General features: G+C 41.3%; 10 protein-coding genes and 1 tRNA gene. 2 read left to right on the forward strand and 9 right to left on the reverse strand.

The features are described from left to right. Nucleotides 1–507: 507 nt before the first annotated feature. Together HQK80_01685 and HQK80_01690 are read left to right on the forward strand one after the other, a co-directional pair. Nucleotides 508–729, forward strand: coding sequence for a ParD-like family protein (locus tag HQK80_01685; protein MBF0220935.1), 222 nt, complete (start codon nucleotides 508–510; stop codon nucleotides 727–729). A 3-nt stretch (nucleotides 730–732) separates the two neighbouring features. Further along, nucleotides 733–1,020, forward strand: coding sequence for a type II toxin-antitoxin system RelE/ParE family toxin (locus HQK80_01690; GenBank protein ID MBF0220936.1), 288 nt, complete (start codon nucleotides 733–735; stop codon nucleotides 1,018–1,020). A 151-nt stretch (nucleotides 1,021–1,171) separates the two neighbouring features. Here HQK80_01690 and HQK80_01695 read toward each other — a convergent pair whose 3' ends face one another. From HQK80_01695 to pheS, 9 genes are all read right to left on the reverse strand, one after another. Next, entirely contained in the window at nucleotides 1,172–1,996 is an 825-nt protein-coding gene (locus HQK80_01695) for a hypothetical protein (GenBank protein ID MBF0220937.1), read from the reverse strand. Nucleotides 1,997–2,149: 153 nt separating this feature from the next. Next, nucleotides 2,150–3,424 (reverse strand): group II intron reverse transcriptase/maturase, encoded by a 1,275-nt coding sequence (ltrA, locus tag HQK80_01700; GenBank protein MBF0220938.1) that lies wholly within the window; start codon nucleotides 3,422–3,424, stop codon nucleotides 2,150–2,152. Between the two features lie 695 nt (nucleotides 3,425–4,119). Beyond that, complete coding sequence (locus tag HQK80_01705; GenBank protein MBF0220939.1) at nucleotides 4,120–4,983, reverse strand: hypothetical protein; 864 nt, start codon at nucleotides 4,981–4,983, stop codon at nucleotides 4,120–4,122. Between the two features lie 41 nt (nucleotides 4,984–5,024). Continuing rightward, nucleotides 5,025–7,235, reverse strand: a complete 2,211-nt coding sequence (locus HQK80_01710; protein ID MBF0220940.1) for an ATP-binding protein — start codon at nucleotides 7,233–7,235, stop codon at nucleotides 5,025–5,027. A gap of 952 nt (nucleotides 7,236–8,187) precedes the next feature. After that, a tRNA-Pro gene (locus tag HQK80_01715) sits at nucleotides 8,188–8,264 on the reverse strand. Nucleotides 8,265–8,289: 25 nt separating this feature from the next. Beyond that, nucleotides 8,290–8,649 carry a MerR family transcriptional regulator gene (locus HQK80_01720; GenBank protein ID MBF0220941.1) on the reverse strand — a complete coding sequence of 120 codons (360 nt, stop codon included), beginning with the start codon at nucleotides 8,647–8,649 and terminating at the stop codon, nucleotides 8,290–8,292. A gap of 25 nt (nucleotides 8,650–8,674) precedes the next feature. Next, on the reverse strand, nucleotides 8,675–8,974 hold the full coding sequence (locus HQK80_01725) for an integration host factor subunit alpha (GenBank protein MBF0220942.1): 300 nt from the start codon (nucleotides 8,972–8,974) through the stop codon (nucleotides 8,675–8,677). 2 nt (nucleotides 8,975–8,976) lie between these two features. Further along, a complete protein-coding gene (locus tag HQK80_01730) occupies nucleotides 8,977–11,391 on the reverse strand; it encodes a phenylalanine--tRNA ligase subunit beta (protein MBF0220943.1) in 2,415 nt (804 codons plus the stop codon). An 11-nt stretch (nucleotides 11,392–11,402) separates the two neighbouring features. Next, on the reverse strand, nucleotides 11,403–12,419 hold the full coding sequence (gene pheS / locus HQK80_01735) for a phenylalanine--tRNA ligase subunit alpha (protein ID MBF0220944.1): 1,017 nt from the start codon (nucleotides 12,417–12,419) through the stop codon (nucleotides 11,403–11,405). Between the last annotated feature and the right edge of the window lie 15 nt (nucleotides 12,420–12,434).

Genomic DNA, 12,434 nt, shown 5'->3' on the forward strand with positions numbered 1-12,434 from the left:
AATGCATGTTTTCTGGCCTTAAACGGTCATTTTCAGGCGTGAAATGGGTGCTGTAAGGGATGTTAAGTTCTCGGCATTTTCCTTAACGGTTCATTTTTGATATCAAAATCGACCTTCTAAGGATGATTTTAGGTCATTTTTCTTTCTATTGTGTTGTCATATCGGAATGTTGGCTCGGTCCGACCCCATTCACGCCACCATTCACGCCCCCCATTCACGACCCCCGATTACCAGCAAAGGCCCATGGCGTAGCTCTAAAACTCCGGGAATACAACAGGCGTTATCAAATGCTTATCTGAAATCCCAGGGTCTTTATTCGTTACGCGATGGATGGATCAAGCTTCATCATCCCAAGTGAACCGCCCTGTGCGGAGCCGCATGCAAGGTGGTGTGGGGGCTGGGGGTTAAAAACCCCCGGCTACCCGATTATGACTTTTTGATACGTTTAGTTGCAATAAAAAACTTTATATGTCAATATAAAACAAAACTCAAAATAAAGGAGACGATATGTCAACCGCAGTCAAAATTTCTGATGAACTTGTCGCAAAAGCAAAAGTACAATCCAAAGTATTCAAACGATCAGTAGCAGGACAGATTGAGTATTGGGCAAAAATCGGCCAAATAATTGAAGAAAATCCTGAGCTACCACTTCCCTTTATCCAAGATATTTTAATTGGTAAAGAAGAAATAAAATCTGGACTAGGCACTCAATATGTTTTTGGAGAATAATGTATGGATAATATTTCAGAGATTATCCAATCTCCGACTTTTGCCCGACAAAAAAAGAAACTGAAGAAAAACCAGATTAAAAAACTGGATGAGGCCATCAAAACAATCATGACCACCCCTGACATAGGCGACTTGAAAAAAGGAGACCTACAAGGAATAAGAGTTTATAAATACAAAGTCGGAAACAACCTTATTCTGCTAGCATACGAGATCGAAGGTTCGATTCTTTACCTTTATTCTTTCGGGTCACATCAAAACTTCTATCGAGAACTCAGTAAATATCTCCATTAATATCCGTTCTATCCTTCATAACGTCGCGGTTCAACTGTCGCAGGGGCTTCCACAAAACTATCTAAATGCCAAGGACTCACGAACACATAAAATTTTCAAAAACGGCGCGGCCCCTGCAATCAGGTGCAACCGTCTTGTTCGGCTTTTATTATTATTCTTGACGATTAAGTACAGTGTTCGATTTGTTGTATGCACGCCTTACTTTGTTTAAAGCTTTATAAAGTCCTTCTTGGTCATCTGGGTTTGATACTGCAGATTGCGCAAATTCAATGCTTGCCTTAACCAAGCTAAATGCGGGACTAAATATTACCGGATCGGATGCCTTACCTGTTAATTTTTTGGAGCCATTGGAAAGCTCATTTAATTCAGATCTCCAATTTTTAAGAGGCGTATTCGTATTTTCTTTCTTTTTTTGGCTATCATTTTTAGCAGTATCAAAACTTTCAATAATACGATTGTTTTGCTTGGCTGCCATATAGGATTCCTTCAATTCACGTTTTATTCCACTACCAAAATAGATGTTATGTGCCTGAAAGAGTCCATCATATATAATTTTACCTTGAAATGGTAATAAAACTGTTTGGACATACATAGGGAGGCGAGAACGGTGAATAAGTTCATCGAAATTTTGATGGAGAGCTAACACTCCGTAGACTTCATCATTTTCAATGAATATTGCACATCGTTTTAAATATCTTTCAATATGGAAATTTCCTTTAACAAAGCATTTCCATCCAGAAATAATATCTAACCTCTCTACAGATAACTTCTGAGGGTTTTCTTGAATATAAGAATCAATAATTTTAATATCCGAATAAAGAGCTGTGCGGACTTCAAGCTTTTCTTCTGTGGAACATTTTATATATTCCTTCAAGCTTTTAATATTATTATTTATTTTTTGTTTCTGATTGACAAAATATTGAAGCCCCCACATCAAATCAAAAAAAAGTTGGGCGTCTCTATCCGATAATCTCATAATTTCTCCAATTGTTTATACGATCTATGACTTTTTTGTAGCCATCGAGATAGAACGGCCAGTTTCCCGACCGCCCTCTCACAGATCCCTGCGTGCGGTTTTCCCGCACAGGGCTCCTCAGTATTGTTCGCCTCGTACAAGCGCAAAGGGTTTCTACCAATATCCGATAATTCTTGGAGTGGGTATCTTGAAATAGGATAACATTTCTCTGAACCCTGTCCAATTACAGCTCTTCCTCTGACTTCGCCTATTTAACCACTTGAAGACTATCTGACACGCATGCCAGCGAAATTTCCGCAGCATATCACAGTTACCGCTAACTCCGTAATAATTGAAGTGTCCTTGCAGTTTCTGCTTGAGCTTGGTGAGCAATGCAGCGGTTCCAAGTTTGCTGCGATCTTTCTTTATCCAGTCTTCAATCGCAGCCAAGGCAACTCGGAACTTAGACATGGCTGTCTGCATCGTCATCAACGGTTTTCCTGCTCTACTCAGACCCCAGCGATATTCGAATCCTAGAAAGGTAAAGCTATTGTTATTCTCGGTCTCGAATCGGGTGAATTTAATCACCTTCGTTTTCTCGACAGACAGCTCTAATTTGAACTTTCCCAGGCGCATACCGAGGTCTTTGGAGAACCGTTGTTCATCTTCGCGATACTGAAAGCAACAGACAAAATCGTCTGCAAAACGCATCAGCATTACATCTCCGCTGCAACGTGGCTTTACAATCTTCTCAAACCATAAATCGAGTACATAGTGCAGGTAGATGTTGGCTAGTACGGCTGAAACTACACCGCCTTGAGGAGTTCCGGTTACAGGGAATACAACCTGTCCATCTTCCTCAAGAATACCGGCCTTCAACCATTTACGAATCAGCCCGATAAAAGCACGGTCATTGATCCGCTGTTCCAGCATTTTCAGCAACCACTCGTGGTCGATGTGGTCAAAGAACCCCTTGATATCGGCATCAACTACCCAACGATATCTACCCCGGTGCAGCTTTTGGCTAAGTTCGAGAGCAGCCCGCTGCGGGCCTTTGCCTCGTCGATAACCATGGCTACAGGGCAAAAAGTCCTGCTCATATATTGTTGACAATATCTGAGCGGCAGCAGACTGCACTAATTTATCGCCGATCACCGGGATTCCGAGCGGGCGCTGTTTGCCGCCGGGTTTTGGAATATTACGGCGACGTACCAGCTTGGCCTTATAACGCTTCTCCTTCAGAGCTGTTGCCAACTGGCTAACATTTTCTTCCAGATCCGTTTCAAAGGCTTTCCAGTCAACTCCATCCACTCCTGGGGCTGCCTTCCGGTTTAACTGCGGAAAGCACTCTATCAGGTTCTTTTCGTTCAACAGGCTATACAGATTTCCGAATCGGTGTTTTGGATCTTCCTTTGCTCTTTTTGCTATTCCCCGCAGTGAGGTTTGCATATGTTTATCAGCCTGTCGTATCTGCATATGTTTCCTTTGCGAGCTACACAATACCGTCATCCCCTTCCCCATGTGAACGGCCCTACCGTCTCAGAGTACTATGAGATGATCTGACTCCCTTAATCCCGTCGGACGCTCTTCTTGCGGTTGATACGTCCTACCTCCAATCCTTCGATCGGAGGAAGAGTAAGGGTCTCCCAGATAAGCGCAGACTTCGAGTTCCTGATGCTTCTCTCACTACATGCCACGCTCTCGGACCCCGGCAGTCCCTCAAGATCTCACCATAGCGATCTCTGTGTGCTGGCTTCCGGCACGTTAAAACCGTCGCCAACTGCTTCTTTTCTACTAACGGGGCTGAATTGCTTTGGGGAGGTACGTCTCCCCTGCGGCCTACAGTGTTCCCTGTGTACGCTTCACGACTGTTGTTCGCCTTAGTTCCAGCTCCGCGAGTCGCGCAACACTCGGTACGGGCTGCTGGTTAAGCTTTACCCGATTGGGACTTCTCACCTTGATACTGGGCAAGGCACCCTATAAGAAGCACCAAGCTGCGCTTGGCGCACGAACGTTGCAATCACCAGAAAACAGGGGAACGCTGGTGATTGCAGTGAGAGTGAACTTAAATTAGCCAATACACTTCAACATGCCTATCCCCTGCTTTTCTGGTGAATTGGCCTTGTTGGGCTATGTAATTGAATTTAATCATCATAATCTTCATCTATGTCGTATTCAATTGGCTTACGATACTCATAATCGTTTTCTAGGTTATTTAGTCTTTCCTTAAGGAGTTTGGCATTGACGTAGTCACCGGTCTCACTCAAGAACCGAGAATAAAAAGTTAAAGTGTATTTGTGATAAGGATTGTCATTCAAAACCTCTTCAAATAAGTCTCTGGCAAGACCATGCTCGTCTTGACGCCAATGCATGTAGGCTAATGACGATTTTATTGATGGGTCGTCAGGCCTATGATATGAAGCTTTCTCAAAATAATCTTTAGCATCATCAAAATAGTTGTAACGAGCTTTTATATGGCCCCAATCTCTATACAACCACCATACCTGCTGGCCAATCTTTCTTGCCACCTCAATAGCAGATTCAAAAGCCTGATCACAGCTATTCCATTGCCCCAGTCTAGCGTTGCATCTGCCAATATAAGCAAGCACCTCAACGTCATCTGGTACAATTTTCTGTAACAATCTATATAGTTCGAAAGATTTGCTGTATTGTTTATCTCTATATAATTTTCTTGCTGTTGGCTTTATCTCTTCTACAATTAATATTTTCAACTCCTTAGCTTTATCAATTTGTTCTGACATGGATAGATGATGAACAAACTCAGCCACAATACTTGGGTTTTTATTTATAAGATCTAGTTCATATTCGTATTTGTCCTGATAATACTTTGCAGCAGTATTATGAAATGAATCATTGTCTTCCTTTTTTATAGTAGTGATAAAATACCGTCTAACTGCTTCATTCATTTCCAAATATTTACCATCAAAATTCAAAATACATCTTGTTGATAATTCATTAATTATTTTCTCTAGTTCTGATTCCGACACTTTTTTTAGTAAGCTTAATTCGATAGGTTTTCTGAAGACAGCTAAAAGTTGTAGGCATTTTTTTCATCTTCTGAAAGTGAGACATGCTTGAGCAATTCACCAGCCACATAGCCACTAATTTCATTCACCTTTATAATGCTTGATAATTCACTGAATTCTTTATCTTTAATTGCATCGACAACAATTTTTGCTGAAAGAGGATGCCCCTTTACCAAATCGATTAAATCCTGTGGCGGCTCTGGTATTGACTCATCTTTTATAAGGTTGCAACGGCGCATGTGAAACTCAATAATTCTTCTTGCGTATATATCGTTGATTCTTTTTAGTGGCAAATGGGCAACACCTGAATTGTTCACCCATTTCCAGGGAAGCCATTGACTGCTGACAATAAACAATCTACCTCCTATATATTGTTTGCAGTTTGCAGCTTCTTCCATCATAATTGACAGTTGATTATGGTCGCGAGCCGTCCCTGATTTTAAAATATCATGGAGGTCATCAATCACTAATGCTCTTTTGGGTTTTTTATAAAATTCTATAAATATTTTCCTAACAATTTGACGAAAGACATTGCCAGTTGCAGTAGACAGGCTGTCAATATCAATAAAGATACCAACTAAATACCCAATCTCGGCAATAAGCCTTGGCGCTCTTGCTTCTTTTGAAATATAGACTCTTAATATTTCCCAATCCCCAAATTGTTTTTTAAACATCCAATGAACAAAAGAACTTTTCCCCATACCAATAGCGCCAGTAACAACAATTACCTTATTGTCCGGGTTGCCCAAAAAGTTACGAATTTGATCGACATCAGACCCTCGATTTTGGAAAGATTCAATGATTTCTCTTTCTCCGGAAAATTCTTGCTGAACAATAGGTTGTGTCGGAATTAAAGAGAGGTTTGCTGGAAGATCATTAGGTATAGAGGGTAATTTTTTGGAAATTTTTCTTAAATATTTTAGGCATGCAAATAAATCGTCCGCTAAATCATCAGGGATATTTTTTATAAGTTTAGAAAGGATATCGATTGTACTATTTACCCTAATTGCCCATAACAAAGTCGTATTTTCAACCTTCTCGTCGATTGGGACATTTAAAAATGACTTTTCAATAGTATCAATGCCGCCATCGTATAAAGGCAAAATGCTATGCCTGATATACTTCAAATTTTGCCCAACAAGATTCGGGAGTTTTGCAAAATTCTCTGACAAAAAAAGATCCATCCACTCTATAGCTGGTGATATATCAGATGCTTTCAGCCATTCAATTGTCTCTTTTTTAAATGCTTCAATATCATTTAACCATTCACTTTCCTTTATACAAATTATTGGATAAGGGAAAGGGTGGTAACAATTTGGTGCGTTATTTAATGATCCTTTTTTGGCATAAAAACAATTTTGATCTACGGTCAATTCAAGTATAGCTTCAGTTTTCGATGGCAACTTATCATAGAAATGCGCATGACCTTTTAGGTATGTCCCCCAAGCTTCTGGAATATTGTAAAACGACCCCCCAAATTCTGCTGTATTGGCATAACAAAAGAGTGTTTCACTGGAGGCAAGAAGATTGGCTATAGATTCAAATAAAGCTGTAGGTGGCGACTCTGAAGGGCAAATTATTATATTAGGTTGTTGTTCCTTGTTTGATAAAATTTTCCCTATAACTTCTGTGTGGAGACTGTCAATACAGGGAATTACAGAAATTAATATTGGTTCCCCCTTACATTCAATTCGAAAAGATTTTGGTTCTTTTTCCGGTGTAACTAAGTTCGGTTCCCATTTCGATTTTTTAATTTTTTTTGCGAGATACACTGTTCCATCAGGACAAATGATGGGGCTACATGCACTACCTACAAAATTGGAATCTTCATAAATTTTCAAATTACGGTATATCGATTCTGCATTGGCTCCAGACTGGACTCGATGAGTCCCTGCAACAATAATCATCGAATATTCTATGGATACTTTTCGTAATTCTAAAAGTACTTGCGGTGGGACCGAATATTCCGGAAAAACAAGCAGGTGGCAGTTGTTTTCACCTGACCAATTTGCAATATTCAGTAATTTGGCGCGGATATGCTCGACATATGTACTTTTGGACTCAACTAGGTACTCTTGTATTTCATCAATTGAACGTAATTTCCCGAGAGGATTATTCTTTTCGTTAAAAGCAACTGGCTCTTCAAGGTAGTCAATTGGAGGATCGTAATATGAAGTATTGTAATAAATCTGTGCAAGATGAATTTTGACCATTTTGACTCCTTTACTTACGATACTTATTTATATTTGTGCCTATTAAGCCCAACATTGTTAATAAGTGGAAACTTTCCATGCTATTGGCCGTAATATATTACGAAATTTTCCATATATTGTGATATATAGCCTTCAAAGTGGAAAATACTTTCCACTTATTCCACACTATTGCGTTTCTATGTATATTTTCCATATATTCCGATATTAGTGCCCTAACATGGAAAGTCACCAGTTTTTCGCGCCAATTCTGCCGTAAGGCGAATGATGAGCTGCCCCCCGACACTACTCTTTTGTTACTTGCTAGTCCCCAAACGTTCAGAGCCCTCCTGAGGCCGTGGTGTGCGAGCTACGAGCAATGGTACTGACAGGGCAAGATGGCAACTGCACAATGCTATTGTTTTCCTATCACACAAAACAGACTATTGCGAGATATATTGATGTTGTCAACAGAAAAGGAAAAGAAAGAAAAAAGAAGAAAAGGGGGCGAGTAAAAAAAAGGGGTCGGGTCCGCTCTTGACTTTTGCAAAACTTGCGTTCTGCCTCCATTGCCAAAGTAAGGGCAACGCTCTCGGCCGAAAAAACAGGCTGAATATATTTTCTCGTGATTATCCTAAAGAATTATCTGCGGGTTAAATATGGGAAGTGTCCCACTTCTTTCCTGGATTCCCGCCAAAAGCATGCGGGAATGACGAGAGAATTAAATGTGACAAAGTAGAACTAATATCAAAAATTAATCAATTATTTCAATTGATTAATGTGTCTTTAATGTAACAAAGTAGAGTTAATCAGAATATATTCAAGAGTGGGATATCGGAAATAACAATGGCAAGGAATACAAAGATACTCGACAACTGGTGATCTATCCTTTCCATTCCAGAGCAAAAGTTTGCAAATTGTTTGCAAATAAAAAAAGCACCTAACTCAAAAAGAGTTAGGTGCTTAATACTAACAATGGTCGGGATGAGAAGATTCGAACTTCCGGCCCCTTGACCCCCAGTCAAGTGCGCTACCAGGCTGCGCTACATCCCGACACAATCTTAAAAAACCATATTACTTACGACAGTATTTTTTTTATTGAGACCAGTTCTTCCTTAATTCTACCTAATATATTTCCGACCTGAGGGGAACTGGTTTTTTGTTCCTTATGATCAGTTTTTTCCTGTGCCAAATACTTTTTGACTCCGGCAAGAGTCATCCCTTTATCATAAATCAAGCTTTTGATTTTCAGGACATTTTCAACATCAACTTTCCGATAAAGCCGTTGCTTTGAATCGGCACGTTGAGGCTTTATTACAGTAAACTCAGACTCCCAATAACGCAAGGTGTGTGATTTAATTGCTGTAATATCACACACTTCACCTATTTTAAAATACGCTTTATCTGGAATTTGAGCAAATCCGTTTGGTTGCCCCACAGTAACAATCCAATTAAATGAATACTTACACTTGGCCTCGGTTAATTTCAGCCCGAAGAACCTTGCTTGGCTTAAATGAAACCATACTTCTTTGTGATATCTCCATAGACTCACCAGTCTTGGGATTACGTCCTACACGAGGAGATTTCTTCCGAACCTTAAAGGTACCAAACTGAACAAGTTTAACGTTTTTTTCAACAAGAAGATTTTGTTTAATACATTCAAAAAACTCATCAACGATGGTGCTGCAAGTGCGCTTAGAAAAGCCCATCTTATCGTTAATGGCGTCTGCAAGATCTTTTCGAGTAATGTTTTCCCGTGTCACCCCTACATCTCCCGTAATTTTCCGTCAAATTTAGCAGCTACCAAATCAATTATTTTTTGGTGAACTACACCAACTTTTTCATCATCTAACGTTTGCTCGTCTGAGTGATATGTAATCGAGAGGGCTACACTTTTAAAACCTTCTTCAATAGGTTTTCCACTATATACATCAAAAATCTCGGCGCCTTTTACCAGTGGTAACGCTGCAGTTAATATCGCGTCCGTAAGGGTGCCGGCACCAACTGAATCGGGAACAACCAAAGCAAGATCCCAGTTAACAGAGGGATATTTTGAAATTGGTACAAACACGGTTGGTGTTGTTGAAAGTTTAACAAGAGCAGTAATGTCAATGTCTAAGAAAAACACGTCCTGTTTAATCCCGAAGGATTTCAGACAGGATTTTTCAACTTTTCCCATATAGCCAATAAGCGTATCAGCAATATTGACCTCAACAGTAAATCCTTTTTCTGAGTAGGTCAAACCAGTTTCAGGAACTGAAAAACTAGCAGCGCTGAGTCGAAGCTCATTGACAATCGTTTCTATCTTTCCTTTTATATCAATGAGTTCGATACTGTCTGTACCATAATGATAATGTGATGAGCCAGGGTTACGTCTACCGCTGAAAACTGCACAGAGCCGTGTCACCTCATCAGGCAACTCTTGATCAGCACATGGCAGAAAAACCTTGCCAATCTCAAAGAGCGCCACATCAGATGTTTGGCGATTCAAATTATGCCGCACATTTTCAAGAAGTCCAGGCAGCAGCATAGTTCGCATCACCGACTGGTCATCAGTAAGTGGATTGATAATTTGGACAGAGTTGCGACGGTAATCATCAACGCTAAGCTGAAGCATATCGTAATGCTTTGGCGATATAAAACTATAATTCACAGCCTCGTAAAGGCCTAGAGAAACCATGATTCCGGATAGTTGCTTACGAGTCCGTCTGATATCATCCTGTTCAGAAAAACTCATCGGCACAGTTGGCAGCGTCGAGGCAATTTCGTTGTAACCTTTTAAGCGGGCAATCTCTTCAATAAGATCAATTTCTCGATCCAGATCAACCCTGAAACTTGGAGGGAACACCGTAAGGGTCTGATCGTCTTTGACTTCAGTGGCAATTTGGATTCCATTTAAAAATGAGGCCACTTCAACCAGGGAAAGATCCGTTCCCAACAAATCGTTGACCTTGCTAAGACGAAGTGCAATGGGTGGATTTTCGGGCAGCTTACCTACGCAGTCACATCCACCCTCATCTACTTGCCCCCCAGCCAACTCAACAATCAACTGTGCAGCACGGTCAAGTGCGACGATAGTCCCTTTTGGGTCAACACCTCGTTCAAAACGATACGAGGCATCTGTACTCAATTTAAGCGTTCTACTGGTACGTCGAACACTGATGGGATTAAAATAGGCGCTTTCCAACAGGATATCAGTTGTCTGGTTACTGACTTCAGAGTTCCCTCCCCCCATAACGCCGGCAATTGCGACAGGCTTTTCTGCATCACAGATAAGAAGCATCTGCTCATCAAGGTCGCGCACCGTACCGTCAAGGGTCTGCATCTTCTCATTAGCACCTGCATGCCGTACTACAATCTTCTGGCCAGCAATACGATTAAAATCAAAGGCATGAAGTGGCTGGCCGTGCTCAAGCATTACAAAGTTGGTAATGTCGACAACATTATTAATCGGGCGCAAGCCAACGGCCAAAAGTATTCGTTTCAACCACCACGGCGATTCTGAAATAGTGACATTTTTTAGAAGACGAGCAGCGTAGCGAGGACAATCATCAGGTGCATCAACAACAACACTAAAGGATTTGCTTCCAGTTAACACTGGTAAATCTGTTGGAGTACTGTTTTTTAAGGAGCCGCCGACAACACCGGCAACCTCACGGGCAACCCCTATAACACTCGTACAGTCTGGTCGATTCGGGGTAAGATCAACTTCGATAAGTGTATCATCAAGGTCGAGTGCCTGCGTAAGTGTCTGCCCGACAACTGAGGTTTCAGGAAGCACCATGATCCCGCCATGACCATCACTGAGACCAAGCTCTTTCTCGGAACATAACATCCCCTCAGAGGCCTCACCTCTGATCTTAGCCTTCTTGACCTTAAAGCCATTGATTGTACTTCCCGGTAAGACAATTGCGGCCAGCATACCCGCCTTAACATTGGGGGCGCCACAGACAACACGCTTTATGTCCCCACCAACGTCGACATCACATAAGTGCAGCTTGTCAGCATTTGGATGATCGAAAACATTGACAACTTTCGATACCAATATTTGGTCAAGTCCTGAGTAGAGTGGTTCCACCGCATCAACTTCAAGACCGAGCATTGTCAGTCTGTCAGCAAGTTCATCAGCCGAAAGTTCAAAATCGACGTATTGTTTCAACCAGTTAACAGTAAATTTCATAATTAAACCAACTAGAACTGTTTAAGAAAGCGTATATCGTTCTCGTAAAAAAGTCGGATGTCAGTAATCCCATATTTCAACATCGCGATCCTCTCCACTCCGAGCCCAAAGGCAAAACCGCTGTATGCCTCAGGGTCATACCCAACCTTCTTAAATACTTCTGGATCTATCAATCCGGCGCCCAGTATTTCAAGCCAACCAGTCTGCTTGCAAACTCGACAACCTTGACCTCGACAGATAACACAAGCTATATCAACTTCAGCACTTGGTTCTGTAAACGGGAAATAACTAGGACGAAAACGTATTGCCGTATTTTCATCAAACATTTTGGCAATAAAAACGGCCAAAATGCCCTTTAAATCGGCAAAGGATACCTTCGTATCAACCAGAAACCCTTCAACCTGGTGGAACATAGGGGTATGTGTAATATCAGAGTCACAACGGTAAACCTTTCCGGGCGCAATCATCCGCAGGGGCGGTGGCTGTTTTTCCATCGTCCGAACCTGCATTGGCGATGTATGCGTTCTCAGCAGTATGTTGCTGCTCACATAAAAGGTATCGTGCATATCCCGAGCAGGATGATGCTTAGGGATATTAAGTCCCTCAAAATTATAAAAATCGATCTCAACATCCGGGCCCTCAGCAACTGTAAATCCAAGTCTCTCAAATACAGTGCAAATCTCCTCCATGACTTGGGTAACTGGATGTAAACGCCCAAAAGGCAAAACTCTACCGGGTAAGGTCTGATCATCGAGAACAATCTTCTTCGTAGTCGTATCTAAAGAACTGCACAACTGCTCTTTTCTTTCACTAAAGGCAGTTTCCAGTTCATTTTTTATTGTATTTGCAAGTTTGCCCAGGCGTGGGCGATCTTCGGCAGGGGCGTTACCAAGATTACGCATTACTGAAGTAAAAAGACCCTTTCTGCCCAGATAATCAATCCGGAATGCTTCAAGGGCCTTTTCATCAGATGCAGCTTCAAGGCTACCCGATGCTTCGCTTTTCAGGCGAAGTAGTTCATCTTCCATAGCGTTACAGGACGT

It is taken from the genome of Desulfobulbaceae bacterium (assembly GCA_015231515.1).
GTDB lineage: Bacteria > Desulfobacterota > Desulfobulbia > Desulfobulbales > VMSU01 > JADGBM01.

Bases quoted from the DNA above. Each gene is read 5' to 3' on its own strand.
- HQK80_01690 (MBF0220936.1), top strand. From the start codon at position 733: ATGGATAATATTTCAGAGATTATCCAATCTCCGACTTTTGCCCGACAA.
- HQK80_01695 (MBF0220937.1), bottom strand. From the start codon at position 1,996: ATGAGATTATCGGATAGAGACGCCCAACTTTTTTTTGATTTGATGTGG.
- ltrA (MBF0220938.1), bottom strand. From the start codon at position 3,424: ATGCAAACCTCACTGCGGGGAATAGCAAAAAGAGCAAAGGAAGATCCA.
- pheS (MBF0220944.1), bottom strand. From the start codon at position 12,419: ATGGAAGATGAACTACTTCGCCTGAAAAGCGAAGCATCGGGTAGCCTT.
- HQK80_01685 (MBF0220935.1), top strand. From the start codon at position 508: ATGTCAACCGCAGTCAAAATTTCTGATGAACTTGTCGCAAAAGCAAAA.
- HQK80_01730 (MBF0220943.1), bottom strand. From the start codon at position 11,391: ATGAAATTTACTGTTAACTGGTTGAAACAATACGTCGATTTTGAACTT.
- HQK80_01710 (MBF0220940.1), bottom strand. From the start codon at position 7,235: ATGGTCAAAATTCATCTTGCACAGATTTATTACAATACTTCATATTAC.